The 24,331-nt window shown below is 41.5% G+C and carries 12 protein-coding genes; 5 read left to right on the top strand and 7 right to left on the bottom strand.

The genetic code is table 11. The features are described 5' to 3' along the window. Positions 1-74 precede the first annotated feature (74 nt). Entirely contained in the window at positions 75-1,844 is a 1,770-nt protein-coding gene (locus ACM0OP_RS07930; RefSeq protein WP_414527850.1) for a ShlB/FhaC/HecB family hemolysin secretion/activation protein, read from the bottom strand. Between the two features lie 207 nt (positions 1,845-2,051). Between ACM0OP_RS07930 and ACM0OP_RS07925 the strand changes: the two genes are divergently transcribed. The 4 genes from ACM0OP_RS07925 to ACM0OP_RS07910 all read left to right on the top strand — a co-directional run bounded on the left by ACM0OP_RS07925 (position 2,052) and on the right by ACM0OP_RS07910 (position 9,841). Then, complete coding sequence (locus ACM0OP_RS07925; protein ID WP_414527849.1) at positions 2,052-4,598, top strand: CHAT domain-containing protein; 2,547 nt, start codon at positions 2,052-2,054, stop codon at positions 4,596-4,598. 186 nt (positions 4,599-4,784) lie between these two features. Next, the gene (locus ACM0OP_RS07920; RefSeq protein WP_414527848.1) at positions 4,785-5,639 is read left to right on the top strand and encodes a DUF928 domain-containing protein; all 855 of its coding nucleotides are present in this window, start codon (positions 4,785-4,787) and stop codon (positions 5,637-5,639) included. 99 nt (positions 5,640-5,738) lie between these two features. Next, positions 5,739-8,540 carry a CHASE2 domain-containing protein gene (locus tag ACM0OP_RS07915; protein ID WP_414527847.1) on the top strand — a complete coding sequence of 934 codons (2,802 nt, stop codon included), beginning with the start codon at positions 5,739-5,741 and terminating at the stop codon, positions 8,538-8,540. Continuing rightward, positions 8,537-9,841, top strand: a complete 1,305-nt coding sequence (locus ACM0OP_RS07910) for a hybrid sensor histidine kinase/response regulator (protein WP_414527846.1) — start codon at positions 8,537-8,539, stop codon at positions 9,839-9,841. Before ACM0OP_RS07915 ends, ACM0OP_RS07910 begins: the two co-directional genes overlap by 4 nt. Before the next feature lie 198 nt (positions 9,842-10,039). On the opposite strand, the gene ACM0OP_RS07905 is transcribed toward ACM0OP_RS07910, so the two are convergent. From ACM0OP_RS07905 to ACM0OP_RS07885, 5 genes are all read right to left on the bottom strand, one after another. Beyond that, positions 10,040-15,526, bottom strand: coding sequence for a hybrid sensor histidine kinase/response regulator (locus ACM0OP_RS07905; RefSeq protein WP_414527845.1), 5,487 nt, complete (start codon positions 15,524-15,526; stop codon positions 10,040-10,042). A 61-nt stretch (positions 15,527-15,587) separates the two neighbouring features. Then, entirely contained in the window at positions 15,588-18,569 is a 2,982-nt protein-coding gene (locus ACM0OP_RS07900) for a methyl-accepting chemotaxis protein (protein WP_414527844.1), read from the bottom strand. A 16-nt stretch (positions 18,570-18,585) separates the two neighbouring features. Beyond that, positions 18,586-19,116, bottom strand: coding sequence for a chemotaxis protein CheW (locus ACM0OP_RS07895; protein WP_414527843.1), 531 nt, complete (start codon positions 19,114-19,116; stop codon positions 18,586-18,588). A 7-nt stretch (positions 19,117-19,123) separates the two neighbouring features. Next, entirely contained in the window at positions 19,124-19,489 is a 366-nt protein-coding gene (locus tag ACM0OP_RS07890; protein ID WP_414527842.1) for a response regulator transcription factor, read from the bottom strand. Positions 19,490-19,854: 365 nt separating this feature from the next. Further along, positions 19,855-21,078, bottom strand: a complete 1,224-nt coding sequence (locus ACM0OP_RS07885) for a response regulator (protein WP_414527841.1) — start codon at positions 21,076-21,078, stop codon at positions 19,855-19,857. 411 nt (positions 21,079-21,489) lie between these two features. Here ACM0OP_RS07885 and hmpF point away from each other — a divergent pair, with 411 nt between their 5' ends. Beyond that, on the top strand, positions 21,490-23,250 hold the full coding sequence (gene hmpF / locus ACM0OP_RS07880) for a pilus motility taxis protein HmpF (protein WP_414527840.1): 1,761 nt from the start codon (positions 21,490-21,492) through the stop codon (positions 23,248-23,250). On the opposite strand, the gene tilS is transcribed toward hmpF, so the two are convergent. Continuing rightward, positions 23,251-24,246: a tRNA lysidine(34) synthetase TilS gene (gene tilS, locus ACM0OP_RS07875; protein ID WP_414527839.1), complete on the bottom strand. Its 996-nt coding sequence runs from the start codon at positions 24,244-24,246 to the stop codon at positions 23,251-23,253. Positions 24,247-24,331 lie beyond the last annotated feature (85 nt).

The following is a 24,331-nucleotide window of genomic DNA, read 5'->3' as shown; positions in this document are numbered from 1 at the left end:
CTGACCCTGAATCTCTTTATTTCTCTGGCTTTTGGCTTTATTCAGCAAACCCTATATAGTTCCCAAATCAGGTATCAAAACGGCGAATATCCTATTGAGAAGTACAGCCCATTTTCCTGGAGCGATCGCCTGTCACCTTCTATGGATATCAAGGGAATCCCCCAATCTAACCTAGCTGAAAAATTATTATCTTGTTGCCACAACAGCCCTAATCCAGTACCAATTAAAGTATTTGTGGATGGATTTTCGCTTTGGGTATTCCAGCCTTTACCCACATCGATAAATGGTGTCAGTTGTAGCACGCCTCCAATATTGGCAGCACGTAAAATTGGTAGCCGTAATTCTGCTGAAAGCAACACACCATTATCTGTTAATAATATATCCTGTCGATAGCCCCGGACACTGACTTTTCCCCCTAAACCAAATTGTTCTAAAGGTACTAGAGAATCTGCTGCTAGTTGAAAATCGCCTCTGGCTAAAAATAATGTTTCCGGTGCTAACTGTCGCACCCATTGAGTTTGTCCCCGCCAAGCAAAAAAGCGGCTATCTGGTGCATCTTGATTGATATTGGCACCAAACCAATCTAAACCTAAGCTGAATTGCGATCGCGCGGCGAAAACTTGCTGATTATTGCGTTGGGTATATTCCTGGGTAAAGCGCAAAGCCGAAATTTTGGTGTTTCCGTCTGCATCTGCACCAGGTGATAAAGGAAACCCGCCAATATTATCCAAACCTAATTTAGTTTGGCTGGCTTGACGAGAAAAAGATAGCCCTACCGCTAATTCCTGGGTGGGTTTTTGTATGACTGGTTGGCGATAGCCTATTTCATAAGACTTGATATTTGACTGAATATCTAAGAGGCTGAATGGTTCTTCAATAACGTTATTCCATCCTCTGTTCAAACCAAACCAGATAGTACCATTTTGAGGATTAACTGGTAGGGCGTAATCTAAATGAATTGTGTTACTACCATCAGTGTTGGCGTAGGATAAATTGAAGGTGTCGCCTAAACCTAATAGATTAGTTTCTCGTAGTTCCACACCCCGGCGAAAACTACCCACACTCGGCGATCGCCCATTATCTAAAGTTGTGGTAAAAGAGAATGTATCGGCTTCTTCAACTTCAACTTGTAAGATATTGGTTCCTGGAGTTACACCCATTTGCAACTCAGCTGATAAATTTTGAATCCGGGGATCGAGGCGGAGTAGTTGCAGCTTTTCCATTAACTGCGGGACATTCAGGGGTTTACCAGCACCAATTAAAATGCGATCGCGGATGTATTGACTACGTAAACGGCGATTGCCCAGGATTTGAATTTCTGTCAAACTACCTTCTACTACCTGAATTGTGATCACCCCGGCTTCTACTGTCTGTGGTGGAATTAAAGCACCAGTAGTTACATAACCGTTATCAGTGTAGAGTTTGGTAATCGCATCTTTGACTTGTAATAGTTGTGCAAATGAGATTTCCTGTCCTACAAAGGAATCTGTAATCGCAGCAAAATCTTCTGGGGAAAAAACTGTACTACCCAGAACTGCGATACGTTCCACTAGAAATTTAGCATCAGGATCACTTTCTAGTAGGGTTGAATCGTCCGGTATTTCTGGGGGAGGAAGTAATTGCTGTTGATCGGTTGGTTGCGGTAGTACATCCGATGGTAAGGGAGTTACAGGAATATCTTCTATGCGGCCTGGCGGTAAATTTTGCGGATTAGACGTTTGCGCGATCGCCTGATGATAGTTGCATAAGCCTACTAATATTAAAAAACCGCATTTCAGATGCAGGTTGAATATTGACTGAACAACTACTGAGTTTATGGCTTTTTTATTAACAACTAACTTCACCAACACCCTTCTCCTTCATTGACTTACTTGGTAAACAGTGATTCTTTACGCATCAGTGCTAATGCTTACTCCATTGTTTAAGTAAGTCGGCACAAATAAACCTAACGCTGATCAATTACATAATCATTTGGGTAATATATAATATAAGTGATTATACAAACATTTATGTTGTAAGTAATCGTTATTAAAACCTTTTATATAGTAATTATGGCTTTCCGAATCAAACCAAATTCTTGGGTATATGCCAGTATTAGTATTGTTACTTTGTGTTTAGCGTTTATTATTACACCTGTAAACGCATCATCACCAGTCCAACCTACTGTTGTCTCTGTTTCTCAGTCTACTAATCAGTTAGAACAAGGACGAAACCTTTACCAAGCAGGACGTTTTGCCGAGGCTGTGACAATTTGGCAAACCGCAGCACAACAGTATCGTATCCAAGGCGATCGCAACCATGAAGCCCTGAGTTTAAGTTATCTTTCCATAGCCCAACAAGAACTTAATCAATGGCCAGCAGCGAGACAATCTCTGGAGCAAAGCATGAAAATTTTGTCCACTGCTCAACCTGCTGCTGATGCAATTATCTGGGCGCAAATACTGAATACCAAAGCTAATTTAGAACTACGTACTGGTCAAGCAGAAATTGCTCTGGAAAATTGGCAACAAGCGCAAAAATATTATGAGAAAGCCGGCGATATCACAGGCAGTTTAGGTAGTCAAATCAATCAAGCGCAAGCTTTACAAAGGTTGGGATTTTATCGCCGCTCAAAACAGCAATTGAAAATTATTACTCAAAAGCTGCGTGATTTACCTGATTCGGAAGTTAAAGTCAGTGGGTTGCGATCGCTCGGTTTGGCTTTACACGCCATTGGTGATCAACAAAGTCAACCAATTTTAGCCCAAAGTCTCGCCATAGCCCAGAAAATTGACGCTAAAAATCATTTAAGTTCTATTCTTTCCAGTCTAGGGAAAGTTGCCTCTGATTTCCAAGACCCCGAAGCAGCATTAAATTATTTTGAAGACGCACAAACCGCAGCCACAAACCCCAATGAAACTTTACAAGCCCGTTTAGCTCAGTTCAAGTTATTGGTGGATTACGACAAAATTGAATATGCTATTTCCCTAGCGCCTCAGCTAAAACAACAGTTGTTAGAATTACCACCTAGCCATAGTTCCCTCTATGCAGCAATTAATTTTGTCGCTACTTTGAATCGGTTGAAAAATCCTGAGCAAGTTATACCCAGGCAAGATGTAGCACAATTGATGGCAGCTACGGTCAAATCTGCCCAACAAATTCAAGATCAAGCCGCCCAAGCTTATGCGCTTTATCAGTGGGGACAACTCTACCGCCGGACAAACCAGTGGTCTGATGCCAGAGAATTAACTCAACAATCCCTGAATATTGCCCGTCAACTCCAAGCTGAAGATATTATTGCTCAATCGGCATGGCAAGTAGGACAGTTATATAAACAGCAAGGTAAACGTCCCGAAGCAATTGCGGCTTATACAGAGGCGGTGCAATCATTAAAAGCACTAAGAGGGGATATGGTAGCCGTCAACCCCGATGTGCAGTTTTCTTTCCGTGAAAGTGTAGAGCCTGTGTATCGGGAATTGGTGAGTTTACTTTTAGATGCACAACCAACTCAAACCGCATTGGTGCAAGCGCGAGAATTAATTGAATCATTGCAAATTGCCGAATTAGATAACTTTTTCCGCGAAGCGTGTTTAGATCAAGCCCAGCAAATTGATCAAGTTGACCCCACAGCTACTGTAATTTATCCAATTATCCTGAGCGATCGCTTGGCAGTGATTCTCTCTCAAGCTGGACAACCTCTGCGTTATTATTTCACACCCAAACCACAAGCAGAAATTGAGCAAACTATTGATCAATTCCTGATGACGCTCAACCCTGTTTCCAATACTCAAGACCGGGTGCGATTGTCCCAACAAATTTACGATTGGCTAATTCGTCCAGCAGAACAAGATCAAGCATTTCACAATACACAAACATTAGTGTTTGTTTTAGATGGAAAATTACGCAATATACCCATAGCTGCTTTATTTGATGGTCAGCAATATCTGATTGAAAAATATGCTGTCGCCCTTTCACCAGGGTTACAACTAATGACCGCCCAATCACTCAGGGAAAAAAATATTCAGGCGATCGTTGGTGGTATTAGTCAATCCCGCGCTGGTTTTAGTGCCTTGCCAGATGTGGAATTAGAAGTCAAGCAAATTTCCCAGACAATACCATCTTCGCTGTTATTGAATCAACAATTTACTAGTCAAGCCCTCGCTGATCGCCTGAAATCCAGTCATGCTGACGTGATTCATTTGGCAACCCACGGACAGTTTAGCTCCCGTCTTGAAGATACCTTCTTACTCACATGGGATGGACAGGTAAATGTCAAAGAATTGTCTGAACTCCTGAAAAATCGCAGTGGGGATTCATCCAAAGCCATCGAATTATTGGTACTCAGTGCTTGTGATACAGCCACTGGAGATGATCGCGCTGTCCTGGGACTAGCAGGGTTGGCTGTCAAATCCGGAGCGCGTTCCACTATTGCCACTCTCTGGCCTGTGAAAGATAGAGCCGCCAAAATACTGATGACACTTTTCTATGAACAACTACGACAATCTCATATAACTAAAGCCGAAGCCCTGCGGCAAGCCCAAATCAACGTAATTCGGCAAACTGATTTTGATCATCCTTTCTTTTGGTCGGCTTTTGTTCTGGTTGGTAATTGGCTTTAATTAAAGTAAATACACTGTTTTATGCTTGTAACAATAACGCATGATTTCACATTAAATCAGACATGACTTGGTTATAATGCGAATCAGGTATATACACATTTTGATGTTTTTTAGAGCAATTCAATCCCTTATTGCCAAAACAGAATAAATGTATTTACTATCACCTAAGTGAGAAAATTCAAAACCATGAAATGTCGATATTTAGCTAGTATATTGAGCATCATCGCTCTGCTGGCTGCTGGTACTTGGAATAGTGCCTACGCTATTACATTTACTCCACCAGTCAACAATGGCGCTCCTCGACAAGCCAGTGGCGGCGCTTCCAGAGGTAATTTATTTACACCGAATGCTGATAGAGGCGCTCCTAGACGAGCCAGTGGCGGCGCTTCCAGAGGTAATTTATTTACACCGAATGCCGATAGAGGCGCTCCCAAAAAAGCCAGTGGCGGCGCTTCTCGCGTTGGGATTTATCATTTGAATCCTTCCACCGTAGGAGCCGCAAACCCAGCAGCTTTAATCGCGCTTTTACCCCAAAGTTTTTACGGCACAACCGTATCTGAGCGTCCCACAATTTTGGTATATCTTCCTGCTACTCAGGCAGAAACAGCCGTATTCAGCTTGAAGGATGAAGCTGGTAATACACTGCATCAAATGAATGTATCTGTTGCTGGGAAAACAGGAGTGATGGCAATTCCCTTACCAGCCGATGCACCCGCTTTAACAGTTGGTAAAAACTATCAATGGTTTTTAGCTCTAAAAGTGAATGGCACACTCAGCCCCAGTACACCTTATATTGACGGTTGGATTCAGCGCATCCAGCCTACGGCTGAACTGGTAACAGCAATGCAGCAGGAAGACGCATTACAGCGCGCGACTGCTTTTGGTAAAAACAGTGTATGGTATGACTGTGTGGCAACATTGGCATCATTACACACTGCCGAACCCAACAATGCAACTATCACCAAGCAATGGGAGGAACTTCTTTCTTCAGTTAGCTTGAAGGAGATTGTCAAAGCTCCGTTATTAACATCTGCTAATTAGAAATCAGAACAGGGGGCGCAGGAGATACAGGGATACAAACGTTTTCCCAACTCCCAGTTCCCCATGCTAATCAATATTATTTAAGTGTGTGGCGCAAATATGTGGCGCAAATTCCAATCTTTTATCCAACGCACTCGTAGTGTTTTCATAATTACTCCCACTGTTGCTTTAACTGTGATTGTTGGGCAATCTTTGGGATTTTTTAATTTACTGGAATGGAAAATTCGTGATCAATGGGTACGTCAGCAATCATCTAATGCGATCGCCGATGAAATTGTCATTATCACCATTGATGAACGTGATATTCAATTAGTGGGTAAATGGCCAGTTCCAGATGAGTCTCTAGCGCAATTATTAGCAAAAATTCGCTCACAACAACCCCGCGCCATTGGTTTGGATCTTTATCGAGATTTACCAGAGGGTGATGGCCATGAACAACTGGTAGAAATTTTTCGGACGACTCCTAATTTAATCGGAGTGGAGAAAATTACCGGTGAACGTGTCAATCCGCCACCAGAACTGAGAAAAAATGGCCAAGTCGGATTAGCTGATTTGGTGTTGGATGGCGATCGCTTTGTGCGTCGCGCTTTGTTGACAGCCATTGATGATCAAGAAGAAGGCGAGATTAAAGCTGGATTGGCTACTCTTGTCGCACTTAAGTATCTAGAAGCAGAAAACATTTCCTTAGAATCCGTTGATCCACAGCAGCAGAAATTTCGGTTAGGTGAGCAAATACACATACCACTACAAAATCTAGAAGCAGGTTATAAAGATGATGATTTAGGTGGCTATCAAATCCTACTCAACTGGTATGGTTCAGAAACTGCATTTCGCACAGTTACCATGCGTGATGTCTTAGCCGGGACAATCGCACCAGACTTAATGCGCGATCGCATGGTGTTTATTGGCTCGGCTGCTGCTAGTACCAATGACTTTTTTAGCACCCCTTTTAGTTCTTCTTTGATTTCTGCCCAAAAACCAACACCTGGTGTAGTTATCCATGCTAATATTGCTCACCAACTCATACGCGGAGCCAAAACAGGTACAGCCAACCTGCGTGGTGTTGCTGCTAGCACGGCGTTAATCTGGATTATTTTTTGGACTGTAATTGGTTCTGGCGGTAGTTGGTGGTTAGCTACTACCCATACCAAACTCAAAATACCAGGGGGAAAAATACTGTGGGCGACTGTGGGTATTAGTGGGGCAATTCTAGGGGGTGGCTACTGCGTATTTTTACGTGGTGTATTGATTCCCGTTACCCCCACCTTACTCGCTTTTATTACCAGCGTCATTGCCACAACCAACGCTTATAAACAGCAGAAATTAGAAGAAGCAAATCAACAATTAGCAATCGCCAATAATCAACTATTAGATTATTCTAAAACCCTAGAAATAAAAGTCCAAGAACGTACCCAGGAACTACTAGAAGCCAAGCAAGCTGCTGATGCTGCCAATCAAGCCAAAAGCGAATTTCTGGCTAATATGAGCCATGAACTCCGCACACCACTGAATGGAATATTGGGTTTTGCTCAAGTATTAGAAACCTCGCCTAATTTAACCGAGAAAAACCGAAAAGGAGTAAATATCATCTACCAATGTGGGACACATCTATTGATGTTAATTAATGACATTCTGGATTTGTCAAAAATTGAAGCTCGTAAATTAGAATTAGTTCCTACTAATATACATTTACCAAAATTTTTACATGGTGTCAGCGAAATATGTAGTATCCGTGCTGAACAGAAAAAAATTCTATTTAATATTTTAATCGGCGATCGCCTACCAGTTGTCATTCAAGTAGATGAAAAGCGGTTAAGGCAAGTATTGATTAACTTATTAGGCAATGCGATTAAATTTACCGACACTGGTAGCGTCACTTTCAAAATAGATGTCATTGAGCAAAAACTTCCTGATAACACCCATCAGACACTTCGTTTCCAGATTGAAGATACTGGAATTGGTATGTCACCAGAGCAATTAGAAAAAATCTTTTTAGCCTTTGAGCAAGTAGGTAATATCAACCATAAATCTCAAGGTACTGGTTTGGGATTAGCCATTAGTCAAAGAATTGCGGAATTGATGGGTAGTAAAATTCAGGTGCAGAGTTGCTTAGGCGAAGGAAGTCTGTTTTGGATGGATTTAACAGTTACCATCCCAGTTAACCATGATTGGCAGACAAATTCCATACCTACAACAAGCTACACCTATCCTTTATCGCCACAGAAAAACATAGTTGGTATTCGCGGAAAAGCACCACAAATTTTGATTGTGGATGATGATGCTAATCACCGTTTTGTGTTGAACAGTCTCCTGCAAAAAGTAGGTTGTCAAATCTGGGAAGCAAGGGACGGCAAACAGGGATTAAAAATGGCCGATGAATATCATCCAGATGTGATTTTACTGGATTTAACTATGCCTAACATGGATGGTTTTGAACTAATGGTTTATTTACAAGCAAACCCCCAAACTGCGTCTATTCCCATTATTGTTTCTAGTGCCAGTGTCTTTGAAGAAAATCGCCAACGCAGTTTACAAGCCGGAGCAACAGCATTTCTGCCCAAACCTTTGCAAATCAATGAACTGTTTAATGCACTGGAGTCACTGCTTAAAGTTGAGTGGATTTATGAGGAATCCACCCCTAAACAGTTGTTTTCACAACCTCAACAACTACCATCTGAGAGTGAATTGTTTTTGCCATCACAAGATATTTTGCAGCAACTTTACCATTTAGCAATGATGGGGGATATTCCGGCAATTGAGGTCATTATCCAAGAGCTAATTCAGCAAAATAGTCAACTCATACCCTTCACCACTGAATTAAGCCAACTTACTGCCAACTTTCAAACAGCAAAAATCCGGAAATTCATCAGATCATTTATCATCACGGAGTCACATCAATGATCACCGATTCTCTAACACAGCCAAAATATATTTTATTAGTGGACGATAATGCCAATAATCTCAAAGTGCTATCAGAAGCAATTCAAGGGTGTGGTTGGAAAGCTCTCATGGCTACAGATGGAGAATCGGCGATTGAACAAATAGAATACGCCCATCCTGATTTAATTCTCCTTGATGTAATGATGCCAGGTCTAGATGGATTTGAAACTTGTCGCAGACTCAAAGCTAATCCCCATACTGAGAATATACCAATAATTTTTATGACTGCTTTATCTGATGCCACAGATAAGGTCAAAGGATTGGAAATAGGAGCAGTCGATTATATTACTAAACCCTTTCAACAAGAAGAAGTTATTGCCCGATTAAAGTTACATCTCAAAATTTCTCATCTCACCCGCACCCTAGAATATAGAGTAGAAGAACGCACTTTAGAATTATCGCAATCTCTACAGCAACTAAAGCAAACTCAATTACAACTTATTCAAAGTGAAAAAATGTCTACTCTGGGACAATTGGTTGCAGGTATTGGGCATGAGATTAATAATCCCATTGGGTTTATTAGTATAAATTGTTCTCATATTGAAAACTATGTGCAGGATCTGCTGAATTTGATCAATCTCCAACAAAAAAAGCTACCACAACCAGATCCAGAAATTGAAGCACTTGTTGAAGAAATCGATTTAGAGTATATGGTTGAAGATTTACCCAAAATTTTAGGATCAATGTACCAAGGTATTAGTCGGCTGAAGGACATTAGCTTGTCCTTGAGAACCTTTGCTCGCTCTGATATTACATCTCAGGTGGAGTTTCAGATTCACGAAGGCATAGATAGTACGTTAATGCTATTAAAACATCGATTGAAAGATCAAGGCGATCGCCCAGAAATTGAGATTATTAAACAGTATGGCGATTTACCTCCGATTACTTGCTATCCTGGACAACTCAACCAGGTATTTATGAATATCATCGCCAATGCTATTGATGCCTTTGATGACCTGCAAAAAAACCAAAGCAAACAAACTATCGTCAGTTCTTCCCCTGATACAATCACCATCACTACATCAGTCAATCATCAACAAAAATCTGTGATCATTTGTATCGAAGATAATGCTCTTGGTATGTCGCCTGAAGTGCAAGCTAAAATTTTTGAGCCATCTTTTACAACCAAACCTGTAGGTAAAGGAACAGGTCTAGGGTTAGCTATTAGTTACCAAATTATTGTGGATAAACATAATGGAACTATTAACTGTAATTCAACAACTGGAAAGGGAACAAAATTTATCATAACTCTGCCATTTTAGTATTCAATATTTCTGGCAACAGACATATTGCTTAGGACATCATAATTGTGGTTTTAAGGGAACAGGGAATAGGAAATGTCCTAACTACCTTGGGGTTACTATAGGATTTTCAAATTCCCCCAAACTTGGGGGGTTTAGGGGGCAAAACAGGCTCAAACACAGTAGCCTTGCTTACGGGGAGAGGCTAGAGATAGGGTCTTAATTTAGCAATTTCTCCCCAGACAGCATCCGCACGGCGGCTTCTAGTAAAACATCTTCTAAATAGGGCTTAGTAAAGTAGCCACTAGCGCCGAGTTGGAATGCCGTTTGTCGGTGTTTATCTGCACCCCGTGAGGTGAGCATTGCAATAGGTAAGTGGTTGAGTTGAGAATCTTTTTGGATGCGGGATAGCAATTCTAGTCCATCACAACGGGGCATCTCAATATCACAGAATACGATATCACAAGGTAAGCCAGAACGCAGTTTTTCCCAAGCTTCTTGTCCATCACGGGCTTGTTCAACGCGATAACCAGCTTTGATAAATGTCAGCGAAAGTAACTCTCTAACTGTAATTGAATCATCGATAATCAGCACTGTAGGATCAATTTTTTCTACCGTAGTTTCTGGCAGAGTTGGCTCTCCTTGTTGCTGCCAAAGTTTATGACCATTATGTTTAGAAATCCTTCCTTGGAATATTTCAATAATTTCTAGTACATCAGCAATGGGCATAATGCGACCATCACCTAAGATAGTAGCACCAGCTACACCGATGGGTTTGGGTGCAGGGCTTTCAAATTGCTTAATAACAATCTCTTGCTCACTCAGTACCAGGTCAATTTGTAGAGCAATCAAGGTATTTCCCGATCGCACCACAACCACTGACACCATATCATCATCTCGGTTTCCACCATAAACATTACCGCGACTCAGCAAACGATTGAAGGTTAAAAGTTCTTTCAACGGTCGGAAAGGCAATAATGTATCACGCCAAGAAATATATGATTGTCCATCAGGGTGGTGCTGAATACTTTTTACGGGTATATCCAAGGTATCCTCTACACCGTCCATCGGGAAGGCAATCCGGGCTTTATCCGAGACACAGCATAAGGCTTTGCAAATACTCAAGGTCAAAGGCAGACGAATAGTAAAGGTTGTTCCTTGACCGATAGTAGAATCTGTGTTGACTATGCCACGAATTTCACTAATTTCAGAACGGACTACATCCATTCCCACCCCGCGCCCAGAAATTTCATCTGCCTCATCTTTGATGCTGAAACCGGGCTGAAATAGCAGGTCATACACTTCCATGCGGGACATAGATTTTGCTTGATCCGATGTAATCATCCCCATCTGAATAGCTTTTGTCTTCACCCGTCGTGGATCGATACCAGCACCATCATCACCTACAGAAATTAGTGTTTGATTACCTTTGTAGAAAGCCCTAATTGTGATGTATCCTACCGGTGGTTTACCAGCTTTTTCCCTGATATCCGGCGTTTCAATACCGTGAGCGATCGCATTGTTGAGCATATGAGTCAAGGGATCGGTAAGATGATCCAAAATCATCTTGTCAATTAAGGTATCTCCACCTGAAATCACCAACTCCACTTGTTTACCATACTTAATGGCATTATCCCGGACTCCTCGACGCAAGCGATCGATAGTTTGGGAAAAAGGTACCATTCGCGTTCGTGTCAGTCCCTCTTGTAGCTGGGTTGTCACCTGGCGGAACTGTCTTGCTACTCTTTCCGTTTCTTCAGTTACAAAATCAATATCACTCGCTGACTCACGCACCCGCACAATAAATTCAATCATTTCCTGAGATAGGGTGTGGAAAGGAGTAAAACGATCCATTTCTAACTCACTAAAACCCATTTTTGTATGGGAATGATCATTATTCGAGTTAGATCCTGGAACATCTTTAGTTTTGCGACTAGCTAAAAGAGACGCTTCCAATAGCGATCGCTCATACAACTCTTCCATCCTTGCACCCACATCTGACAGATGCTGCACCTGAATTAGCAAGTTATCTAAAGATTGTCGTAACCGTTCATGATCCTGTTCCAAGGTGTTACGGTTTACCACCAACTCCCCAACTAAATTGCTCATATCGTCCAGTTGTTTTACTGGCACTTTCATTGTCTCTTCAAACCTTGCAGTGCGACGATCTGAACCACGGGATATTTTGCTGGTGTGCAGCGTTGGTTTGTTGGCTGATGAGTGGGATATCGTTTGATCTGCTTCCGCTAGCAACTTTTCCAAATCGCTAAATTCATCATCCACATCCGATAAACCAAGAGACTGGCTAGCTGTTTCGTTATTACTTACTTCTAACTGTCGTGCGTAAGATGGCAAATCATGAGATTCATTTACCTGCTGGTCATTATCGCTGGTATTCAGCAAAGCTTCTAAATCTGCAAAATCTTCTTCTCCCATAGAGTTAGCAAGGGAATTAATTTCTGATTCCTCCTCCAATAAAGCTTCCAATTCAGCGAACTGATCTTGTATCTCAGTAGGAATATCATTTTCTGGAGTAGCTTCTTCTGTTGTTAAAGCCTCTTCCGCAACAACAAAATCAGCATTTTCACTCTCAGCTAATTCTGTATTTTCAGAAATTGTTTCTATGTTCAACAGATCATCTGATAAATAATCTGTTTCCTCCCCTAGTCTTTCCTCACCAAATCCTAAATTAGATTCCTCTGCACTCTCTTCTAAATCTTCATCACCTTCCGATGCAAAACTGAAGGCTGCGACATCACCGAATAAATCATCACCATCATCACTATCTGATGGTAGTGTCATATCTGTTGCATCCAAACTGAGAGCATCATCACCTTCCGATGCAAAACTGAAGGCTGCGACATCACCGAATAAATCATCACCATCATCACTATCTGATGGTAGTGTCACATCTGTTGCATCCAAACTGAGAGCATCATCACCTTCCGATGCAAAACTGAAGGCGGCGGCATCACCGAATAAATCATCACCATCATCACTATTTGATGGTAGTGTCAAATCTGTTGCATCCGATTCTTCTTTAATAGCTGTGAACGGCGATGCTATTTCCGCCACTATTTCTGACTCTTCACCAAAGCCACTGATTTCTGCTAAATCTTCATCACCTTCTGATGCAAAACTGAAGGCGGCGGCATCACCGAATAAATCATCACCATCATCACTATTTGATGGTAGTGTCAAATCTGTTGCATCCGATTCTTCTTTAATAGCTGTGAACGGCGATGCTATTTCCGCCACTATTTCTGACTCTTCACCAAAGCCACTGATTTCTGCTAAATCTTCATCACCTTCTGATGCAAAACTGAAGGCGGCGACATCACCGAATAAATCATCACCATCATCACTATCTGATGGTAGCGTCACATCTGTTTCATCCGAACTGAGAGCATCATCACCTTCCGATACAAAACTGAAGGCTGCGACATCACCGAATAAATCATCACCATCATCACTCTCTGATGGTAGTGTCACATCTGTTTCATCCGATTCTTCTTTAATAGCTGTGAACGGCGATGCTATTTCCGCCACTATTTCCGACTCTTCACCAAAACCACTGATTTCTGCTAAATCTTCATCACCTTCTGATGCAAAACTGAAGGCGGCAACATCACCGAATAAATCATCACTATCATCACTCTCTGATGGTAGTGTCACATCTATTTCATCCAGTTCCTCTTGAATACCTGTGAACGGTGATGCTATTTCCCCAATGTTGCCAAACATATTACTGGAAGCTGCCGCCGCAAACAGACTATCCTCTAAAGCTTGAGCAACATCCTGCTCAACTGAAGGAACAGCTTCGTTTTGTTGTTCTGTTGCGCCTTCCTCGTTCCAAAAATCGTTGAAATTATCTTCTGCTTCAGTAAACTCTATTACTGATGCTGGTATTGCATCAAATAAATCATCACTTTCTGCGTCATCCTGAGACAGAGATGAAGTATTTTCAATCTGATCAAAATCATCAAATAAAGCATCTATAGTTAAAGAATCTGGCTGGACTAAAGTTGGGTTACTTTCTGTAAAATCATCCAGTAAAATATCTTCTATATCAGCATTATCTGTTTCTAACGACAAGTCGTCTGAACTATTTTCAGCGTTAGTTAATATTTGTTCTGATTCAGTATTTACATCTGTAGTTAATAATTCATTTTCCTGTGTTTCTGCTACTAACAAATCATTACTCAAACCAGCGCTATTAATCTCATTAGAAGAATATGGCTGCGATTCTTCGCTAGGAATTACCTGAGAAGTTAGTTCATTTTGCAGGGAGAGCGGCTCAAGATCAAAGGATAGGAAATCAGCTAAATCACTATCAGAATCTTCAACATCCTGACCCCTGAAATCTATTCCTAATTCATTAGTAGAGCTAATCTCGGAATTGTCTTTTTGTTCCCAATTTTGATCTAGTTCTGGAGTTTCACCGTTAAATAAATCAGCTAGGGTATTTAACTCTGCTAATCCTACTTCTGGGCCATTTTGACCAACATTACTAACAGATATTTCTTCTTGAGCATCCAAGAAGAATATGTCAGTCAGAGCAGTTTCAGGCACAGTGTTTTCTGTTGGCTCTAAAGTTTCTTGATTGGACTGAATTTGCTCGGAGAGTTCAGATAGACTAGTGATGCTTTCTATTGGCTGTGAGATAGTAGCCTCACTCACATAATTTTCTGGGGTGGCAAATAATGCCTCATCTGCTATCTCTTGTGTCTCAAATGTCGGCTGGTGAGGGAATACAGCTTCAGGTTCCGACAACAAATCTACTTCGGGCAAGTTGATCAGTGCTGCTAATTGTTCACTAACTTGAATCTCAGTATTTTTGTCTTGGAGAACTAATTCTTGGGCTTGTTTGATTTCGGTAATGACAATTTTCGCTAGGGTAAGATAGCTATTTTCTGAATTAGCGATCGCACTTGCTGCTGCTTGGCATAAACTGCACCAATGAGATAAATCCCACCTTTCGCCGAGTCTAACTAACTGGTGACAACATTCCTGAAGATGGTTCCGAGATTCGGGATGGGTCGGTTTTTTAAACAGTTGCAACATTTGCCGCAATATTTGTAAAACCTCGGTTTGAAATTCATCCCCATAATCCCTGACTGTCAGAGGTGAAAGGGAATCTCCTATAAATTCTAGATATGGTGATGCAGTCGATGTACTTTCACTTTCTTCTTCCACGGTGGTAACATCGTCCCGCAGGAACAAATCAGTAAGACTGCCAACATCTTGACCGTTTGCTTCTACTGCTATTACACCATTAATGCTTTGTTGTACCAGAAGTTCTAAATGCTCATTCAGCCATTCAAAAACTGGCTCAGTTTCCGACATCAAAGTATTAGCAGCCTCGTCAGACAGACCAAACGGGCCACTCAAATGTTCTAATAGCACTTTGAGAGTATCACAGACACCCAGAAATAAAGACTCTAACTTTTGGTCAACCTTAACCGGATGTTCTTTCAGAACTTTAAAACAATCTTCCAAACGGTGGGAGGTATGCTGAATGCTATTTAGCCCTAGCATCGCCGCACTTCCTTTAATAGAGTGAGCCGCCCGGAAAAGTTCGTTCACCATTTCCGGGTCATTTAACGTACTTTGAAGATTCAGTAACGCCTGCTCAATCGTATTCAGATGTTCTTTAGCTTCTTCTATGAAGTAACCTAAAATCCGCTGTTGTTGTTCCGGCAGCATAGCAAAAGTTGTGAGTAGTGAGTGCTGAGTGGCCTTTGGTCATTAACTAATGACTAATTAATTACCTAGAATCGAGGGTTTCCACGCGGAAACGCTCTACTGAGGATATCAAGTCCCCGGAAACACCTACTAAAAGTTGTAAGGCTCCGGAAACGCGCTGGGCTTCCAAGGAAGTATCTTGGGCTGTTAGTGCCACCGATTGCATAACGTGAGCGACGGCACGGGATGTTTCCGTTTGTTCTACGGTATCTTTGGTAATTGAGCGTACCAGAATGTCAATACGATTCGCTACTTGGATAATATTTTCCAGCGATCGCTTGGCTTCTTCTGCTAATCTAGTTCCTTTAATTACCTGTTGTGTGCCTTCTTCCATTGCGGTCATTACTGAGCCAGTATCCCCCTGGATTTGCATCACAATCTGTTCAATTTCCTTTAAGGATTTGGCAGATTTGTCTGCTAACTGACGCACTTCATCGGCAACAATGGCAAACCCACGACCTGATTCACCTGCTCTTGCAGCCTCAATACTGGCATTGAGTGCTAGTAAATTGGTCCGAGAAGCAATAGAAGAAATCAATGCCACAATTTTAGAAATTTCTTGAGAAGATTCCGCTAACCGCTTCACTTTCCGGGTAGTTTCTGCTACCGTTTCCCGAATTTCTAAAATCCCTGCCACAGTATTTTCCACTGCTTCGCCACCTTTGAGGGCGATCGCACTAGCATCACCAGCCACAATTTCTGCTTCTCGCGCCGCTACTGCTACCCTCAGAATCGATTCAGTCATCACCTGTACCGATTTCAAAGTTACTTCTAACTCTTCTGCCTGTCGCAAAGCATCACTAGACAAAGCTCTAGCAAAAGTTTCCGAATTAGTTGCACCTTTTGTTACCTCCTTTGCTGCCACTTTTACTTGTTGGACAATATCCCGGAGATTTTGAATTGTCAGGTTAAAGGCATCAGCAACCGCTCCCAATACGTCGGCTGTCACTTCTGCTTGCACCGTCAAATCACCCCTAGCAGCGCCTTCCACATCATCCAGCAGGCGAATTACTTGCCGTTGTAGGTTTTCCTTCGCTTCTTCCTGTTCCTCCGCTTTCCGTTGAGCTTCCGATGTGGTGACAAAAATCACCCGCGCCATTTCATTAAAACCAGTAGCCAACAGCCCTAATTCATCTTCAGAATACACCTTAGCCTGGACATTCAGATTACCTTGGCGCACTGCATCAAACTGAGCTTGCAAATCCTTAGTAGTGCGGCGAATTTGCTTTAATGTCAAACTACCCATAAACGTAGCTGCACCAGCACCCGCAAAACCCGCAGCAGCAGCCATTGCCCAACCAGTATTCCTCACCGTTTCCCGTTGTTCTGGTGGAGAAAAATTGGTAGTTGCAAAACTCACCACCGCTACAACTAATGCGGAACAAACCCCCACTGTGGCTCCTAAAAACAAGGGTTTCTTATCTAAAGAAGCATTCTCTAAAAATCCTAACCAGCCTTGCTCGACAGTAACATTCGGTTCTAGCTGCGATGCATCGCCGTCAGTAAATGTTGGAACTGCTTGTTGCACCCCATTATGGGAGCCTGTGATGGAAAATAGCTCATCGTCACGATTCCTTTCAGTACTGTCCTCACCTACAGGAGCCGCTTCTGTGTTGCGAGATCGATTTTTAGAATTTAAGCCACTGTCTTGACTTTGGAGGTTATCACTATCCAGTGAACCCGAAAGGATAGTCACATCACCAAAGCTAGAATCTGCTGCTCCTAAGTCAAACCCTGGAATATTCTCTAAATCATCAAAATCATCAAAATCATCTAAAAAGTCTATATTGCTCTGAGAATTTTCATCTCTCAGCAAACCAGTGGGTTCTTCATCGGAACCAAAAGCGGACTTAAATGTCTCAAAATCATCAAAATCATCACTTTCAAAGTTCCGTATATCTAAATCCCCACCAGTTACCATCTCCTCATCTTGAACAGAATATCGCCCATTTAAAGTTGAGTTTGCAGATATTTCAGCAATTCTTTCTTCATTTTCTATTTCTTCCAACCAATTATTTTGGTCAACATGAGGTAAATTATTTTGCTGATCATGACTCAAATGTATTTCTATCGAATCATCATTAAAATCATCTTCTGGAATTAGTAAATCTTCATCTTCCTCGCCATCTGTTGTCAAGACAAAATCAGCCACTTGTGGCTCTTCATCCGACAGGGAAACCAAAGGCTCAGTAGCATCTTCAAAACTATTAATCGTCGAAAAATTCGTTTCTGAAAGAGCTTCAATATTGATATTTTGATCATCAACTAGCGACATTTCTTCAGAGTCATGGGTGACATAATCAGCAAAATTATTGCTAATTTCTGCGCTAATTTCCGGCTCTTCTGTGCCAGATGATCCAACTTCCTCTTGCCAGAACACTGGTAAATCTAATTCCACTTCATCGCTAGTGTTAGCATGGATTACTTTACCGTTTTGGCTTTCATCAAACTCAAAAGGATCGGCGCTGAAAGCTATCGTTGCTTCTGGGGTTTGATCAGAAGAAACCTCAAAGGGATTATTTAACCCTAGCTCTTCTAGTTCCAAGGACTGAATTTCATCCAAACCATTCAATTCAAAGCTGTTACCACCTGAATCAGGAAACACCCCCAAATCTTCTAATTTTGGTGGATTTGAATCTAAAAGATCAAAATCTTCTGTGAAACTTACTGACTCCTGGCGATAATTCTCTTCAGTTTCTTCAGTCCCAAGTTCTGTCTCTGCTGGTTCTTGGTATACATTGATTCTTTCTAAACCTTCATTAGCGAAACCAACAATTTCTTTATCCTCAGACAGAGTTAGAACTTTTTGGTATTCTTGTTTAGCTACATCGTGCTGTTGCAAAACGTAGTAGATATGACCCCGTAGCAAATGGCAATTAGGGTCATCTGGTACATTTTTCACCACTTCATCAACTAAAGTGGCAGCAACCTCATAGTTTTCTTGTGCGTAGGCTGTACAAGCCTGTTTATATGAATCTAGATAATCGTTTAAACTAGCTGGCATTTGCTCCCTCCCAATTTCATCCTGCCCACCTCGCGCTCCGCAAAATTGCCATTTGATCTAGCAGTCTTAAGCACTGTTTTTTATCAGCATCTATTAACCACTCCCCACGTAAAAACGGAGTCATAGTATCCGGTAAATTACTTGGCGGCATTAAATTCTGGATATCCAGCCAGTCCATGCCACAAATTTTTTCTACTGCTAAACCCACAATTATGTCTTGTTCTTCAATAGAAATTACCGGAATTTCTGCTCTATCTGTGTTTAATGGCGTTGCTTCACCCAGGAATTGACCTAAATCAGCTACCCAAATTACTCTACCTCGTAAATTTAGAGTACCCAAAAGTAAAGGAGAAGCATTAGGTATGGGAGTGATTCTATCAGGACTTAGTTCCATGACCTCCCGGATACCAGTGGCAGGTAGAGCAAACTCCTGGTGGGAGGCAATATAAAATCTCAAATGTAATTCACCTTCAGGACTTTCTACGCGCAGTTCTGGCCGAAACTGATCTTGACCACTACCACTTAAAAAGTCCGGTTTACTGACCATATCGTTTTTATCCTCGTAGCAGATGTTTGACTGTTGCCACCAATTCAGTTGGTTGAAACGGTTTAGCTATGTAAGCATCGGCACCTTGTCTCATACCCCAGTAGCGGTCAAATTCTTCACCTTTGGAAGAACACATGACTACAGGGACGTTTTGGGTTTTGGGGTTAGCTTTTAACCGCCGACACACTTCATAACCATTCATCCGGGGCATCACAATATCCAGTACCACTAAATCCGGAGGGGCAGTTTGAATCGCCTCTAATGCTTCTACTCCGTCATGGGCGTGGGTGATTATTAAACCACTTTGTTCCAGGAGGTCTGTAATCATCTCCCGTTGTGCGATACTGTCTTCCACAATCAGAACTGTACTCATATAATCCCTATTTTTCTCCTGATGTAGACGTTCCTGCTTGGAACATTCCCTGCTCCCCGAAAATATTTAGTGTATAAATTAATTTTATTATTGTTTCACTAATGTACTAAATAATAACCTGCTACTGGAGTCAAATGATTCTTTAACAATGTCTTTTGTCTCTAATTTTATGGTATCAGTTAGTATCACATTTTGTGGGTGTTCCCTGATCAGACTGGGTGAAAATATATTGTTACATAGCAATCATGGGATTTTCCGCTCCTATTCGTCTTTAATGGGGTTGTTTCAGCCAAGATTTTAGGCACATCCGCCTCCTAAATTACTGAATCTCTTGAACTTAGACTACCCAAAACTAGAGGTTAAACCTAATCAATGTTACATATTGTAGATTTTCGCAGGGAAGGAGTGACAGTGATATATTTTTCCACAAGCATGAGCAACTCAGTATCTCCAAAGGGCTTGGTTAAATAATCCGTGGCTCCGACCATCGTCGCTCTCACTCGGTCTATGAATTTATCATTGGCAGTTAGAATGATAATCGGTATATTTTGAAATGTTCTAGAGTGCCTCAGCATGGAACAAATTTCATAGCCATCTAAATCTGGCATCGCAATATCACATAAGATTAAGTCTGGCTGAAGTTTAAAAATGAGGTTAATGGCTTCTAGCGAATTGGTTAAAGATATGGCTTCATATCCTTGTGATGTGAGAATAGACTCTACGGTTTCACAGACAGTTTTTGTATCGTCAATACAGACTACTCTCCTTTGATGCTGGTGTTCGATTGCCGTATTTGCCCTGATTAATGGGGATGTGTTGGCAGTTGAGTATACAATCTGTAACCAGCCTTGCTCTACGTATGGATATATAGCTTTAGCCACTGTTAAAATATCTCGGTTAAGATGGCGAGCTAGTTGACGCAGGGTTTTTTTCCCATCTGCCCAATGCTGTAGCTTGTTGATTGTTTCTGCTGGTAGTGAAGATTCCAATTTCACCATATCTGCTAGGATGGGCAATTGTTCAGCAGATTGAATATGTGGATAAAGCTGTTTCCATTCTTGGATCTGTTGAGTAATTTTATATACTAAAGGTGGAATTTCTAAGCTGGTTAACTGTGGGGTAAGGGTCGCGCCCTGGCGAAAAATGAAAGTACCTTGATGTAAGCTCAGTAGATCAAAGAGTGTCTCATCTACCAACCTGTGGATAATACGATGGGCTATTTTGGGTTCGATGATATTCCGTTCTAATAATGCCCAAAGATATCCGTATTCTGGAGCATTCTCTGAACCTAGAGATGCAAGTTGCTGTTCATTAAGCTGCTTTTCAATGCGGTAATGATGTAAATAGTCATCAATTCGTGACAAATTAGTGTCACCTTGTTGACAGTAGATAATTTCACCGTTGAGAAAGAAGACAAACCAAAACTGTTTTTCAGTGTTTAATGATTGGTGATTCTTAGCTGTGTTGTAATTTGTCAGTTGATCTTGAGTGTCAAAACAGGCTTCTACCAATAGTTGTCCGGTTCGCTGTCCCAAGGAAATTAGTTGTAGGATGCTGCGAATATCTATTTCATGTAAGTTGCCGTGCATTTATTTTAAAGGCTCTCCTAAAAATTTTATTGGCATGGTCTATTCATCTGAGTGATGAAAGGTTCTACTTTTTTAGCAGATGAATCTGGTATTACTACTGAAAATATGATTTCTGTGACAATTAGTCCCCATTGGTAGCTAAATATAGCTAGAATCGGTAAAGATTTGTAAAATAGTTGGTTAAACCTAGTGATAACACGGAAGTCATGATTACCGCCATCAGGAGAAAATATAAGCTGATGAGCAAATTATTTCTATAAATTATCAAGAAATATTCAAGACTTTGATCTCACGTGTATATGAAGTTGTTTCTGTCTTTGTTCAATTTAGGTTAAATTAAGACAAATTAGTAAAATTATTTCAGGTATATCCCCCAAATAAGGGCATCAAGTACACAAGAGGACAAACGGTGTGCTGTATTTAGCAGAAGTACAAAAGCAGAAAGGCGGCTTACTCAGTGGTGGACCAAAAACCGAACTGAAACTGCTAGCGTGTCAGCGAACCGACCAGAATTGGAGTCCTGTTTCGGAAGACGCAATTACAGCTGATGACGCTAGTAAATTAAATGATGGCGCACTGGTGCTGGTGGAATTGAATCCGAATCGTCAAGTACAACGGATTCAAGAAGCTGGACGGCCGTTAGTTAATATGTTGCAAACTTTTTCCCGCCAGTTGGAAAAGTTTAAGCTGAAGGAAGATGAAATTGATCAATGGAAGGAGTCACTAACGTTTCAGGCGCAGGAAATGAATCGCCGTGAAATGGATATGGAGGCTCGTTTAGAACAGTTACAACAAATGGAGGAAGAGTTTCAACGCCTAGAATCACAAAAACAGGAAGTTGAGACAAAACGGGAGCAGATTTCACAGTTACAAGCTGATATTGAGCGTAACCGTCAGGAATTAGAGGGGGCTTGGGAGCATTTGCGGGGTGAGCAACGCCGCTTAGAGGAGTCCGAAGCAGATTCTCAGTCAGGACAGGTTTTGGATGAGGAGCAAAGTCGGGTGATGAGCGAGTTACTAGAGCGTTTGTCTCATCGAGTTGTACCTACGGAAAGTGTGCGGGAACACTTGAATCTAGCTTTGGAGTTAGTGGAAAGCCAGCAAGCTAGTTTAAATTCCAATTGGCAAAAGTTGGAGGAGAAAAAAACTCTAGCGGCTGAAAAAGAAGCTGAAATTAAGCGTTTGTTAGAAACTTTAAGCGATCGCCGAAATGCCTGGCAAGAGGCGCAGGATTTGCTCAATCAGCAAAAAGCTCAGTTAACAGCAAACAGGGAAATTCTGGTTATTAAGCAAGATTATGTTCGGATAATTAAGGAACAGTTGCAAAATCAGGATTTGTTACATCAGCAAATTCGTTCTTTATCATCAACTTCCGGTGATATGCTACTCATCCAGCAGGTTGATGTAGATGCTCTTGAACGTATGTCTGTAGAAGAACTACAACAGGTCATACAGGGTTTGATGCAGAAGTTGGAAATGGACTCTAGTTTTGTCCAGGATCAAGAGCAAGAACTGGAATATAAGCAGGAAACTATAGACACTTTACAAAAGAAAATCCAGGAAGCAAGTGACGAAGAGAAAATTAGTTTGGAAACGGAATTGGAGGATGAACAAGACCTCTACCAGATGTTAAACAAAACTTTGGTAGGACAACGCCGCAATTTAGTACAACGGGAAAAGTTGATTAAGCAGCATGAAAATATCCTGCTCCGACGACAGGGCGAGAATGTTACTGACATCGAAGCAGATCCTCATGTTGACTTAAGTCCGGTTCTGTTGCAGATAAAAACGCAGCAGCAACAACAGTCAGAAGAAGTACAAAAGTTAGAACATGAAATTTCTGAACTCAGTGCTGCTATTGAAATGGATCAAGGGATGATTGAGCATCAAACTGAAGATCAAAATCAGAAGCAGCAAGAATGTCAGGAGATAGAAGCAAGTTTGTTATCCCTGCGAACTGAAGTCGCCGAATGTTGGGGTCACGTAAATGTTTATCAAGAGGTATCACAACCAATTCAAGATTCTATTGAGGATTTACGACATAAGCTGCAAGGAATTGCGGATTCTTTGGCTGAGGTTCAGGAAAGTGGTGATCATCAACTCCAGACTATTAATGAAATGCGTCACACTCTCCAAGGTTTGATGTCTCAATCAGAGTTATTGGCTTCTTAGTCAGTCTTCTGAAGTCAGATGGGGACTGATGAAGCAGATCCAGTTGTCTTGGACTTGGGCGATCGCACCACCAGGAAATGGATCGGTTTGTGAACGGTTTGGTGCTGTAATTAAAGCTGTTAATTTTTCAATATGATCAAAACTCGGAGCATCAAATAGCATCTTTTGTAATATTTGTCGCATGACGCGACGTTGCAGCGCCAAGGGTTCTTTTTGTAATATGTGACGATTTAATCGGATCTGATGGTCATTTCCCCCGCTTGCTGCTTCCCTTAACTGGTGAGCGGCTTGTTCTAAATATTCCACTTCCGCTTGCAATAGTTCTGCTGTTTGGGCTAAGGCTGATTCAAGTTTGGGGTTAAAGTTTGCTTGTAAATAGGGGATTAATTCTTGGCGAATCCGGTTACGGGCATATTTAATATCTTGATTCGTGGAATCTTCCCACATTGGGAGATTAAACTGGTGACAAAATTTCTCTGTTTGTGTCCGAGTAATTTCTAAAAGTGGGCGGATGAGTAAAACATCCGCCTTTAGTGTTCTCTTCCAAGTCAGGGCTTGTAAACCATCAGCACCAGTTCCGCGCATGAGGTTGTATAGCAGTGTTTCGGCGCGATCGCTGGCAGTATGTCCTGTGACAATATACTGATAATTATGACTTTGCGCGATCGCACTTAAAGATTTATACCGCCAATCACGAGCCGCCGCTTCACTATTTAAGGCTACCTTCGCAGTGGCTAAATAAAAAGATACACCCCAACTTTTAGCTAATTTTTCCACATGATCAGCATTCGCTTCAGAATCTTCACGCCAACGATGATCACAATGGGCAATACCTAAATTCCATCCCCATTTAGGTTGTAAATCTAATAGTAACTTAATTAAACACAGCGAATCTTGACCACCAGAAACCGCGACTAATAACCTTTGATTATCCTCAAATAACTGGCGGGAGCGAATGGTACGATGAATTTTTGCGTGTAAAGCAGTCCATACCATTGTTGTTAATTAACCACTGATAAACCCAAATATAAAAATCGCCGAGGAGGTTTAGACATCAAAGGATCATAAAACTTAGACACTA

The sequence above is a fragment of the Nodularia chucula CCY0103 genome (genome assembly GCF_963923915.1).
In the GTDB taxonomy this organism is placed as follows: domain Bacteria; phylum Cyanobacteriota; class Cyanobacteriia; order Cyanobacteriales; family Nostocaceae; genus Nodularia; species Nodularia chucula.
The sequence above is the reverse complement of the archived record's forward strand: the minus strand, read 5'-3'. Positions and strand labels throughout refer to the sequence as shown.

Bases quoted from the DNA above. Each gene is read 5' to 3' on its own strand.
- ACM0OP_RS07925 (WP_414527849.1), top strand. From the start codon at position 2,052: ATGGCTTTCCGAATCAAACCAAATTCTTGGGTATATGCCAGTATTAGT.
- ACM0OP_RS07920 (WP_414527848.1), top strand. From the start codon at position 4,785: ATGAAATGTCGATATTTAGCTAGTATATTGAGCATCATCGCTCTGCTG.
- ACM0OP_RS07915 (WP_414527847.1), top strand. From the start codon at position 5,739: ATGTGGCGCAAATTCCAATCTTTTATCCAACGCACTCGTAGTGTTTTC.
- ACM0OP_RS07910 (WP_414527846.1), top strand. From the start codon at position 8,537: ATGATCACCGATTCTCTAACACAGCCAAAATATATTTTATTAGTGGAC.
- ACM0OP_RS07905 (WP_414527845.1), bottom strand. From the start codon at position 15,526: ATGCTGCCGGAACAACAACAGCGGATTTTAGGTTACTTCATAGAAGAA.
- ACM0OP_RS07900 (WP_414527844.1), bottom strand. From the start codon at position 18,569: ATGCCAGCTAGTTTAAACGATTATCTAGATTCATATAAACAGGCTTGT.
- ACM0OP_RS07895 (WP_414527843.1), bottom strand. From the start codon at position 19,116: ATGGTCAGTAAACCGGACTTTTTAAGTGGTAGTGGTCAAGATCAGTTT.
- ACM0OP_RS07890 (WP_414527842.1), bottom strand. From the start codon at position 19,489: ATGAGTACAGTTCTGATTGTGGAAGACAGTATCGCACAACGGGAGATG.
- ACM0OP_RS07885 (WP_414527841.1), bottom strand. From the start codon at position 21,078: ATGCACGGCAACTTACATGAAATAGATATTCGCAGCATCCTACAACTA.
- tilS (WP_414527839.1), bottom strand. From the start codon at position 24,246: ATGGTATGGACTGCTTTACACGCAAAAATTCATCGTACCATTCGCTCC.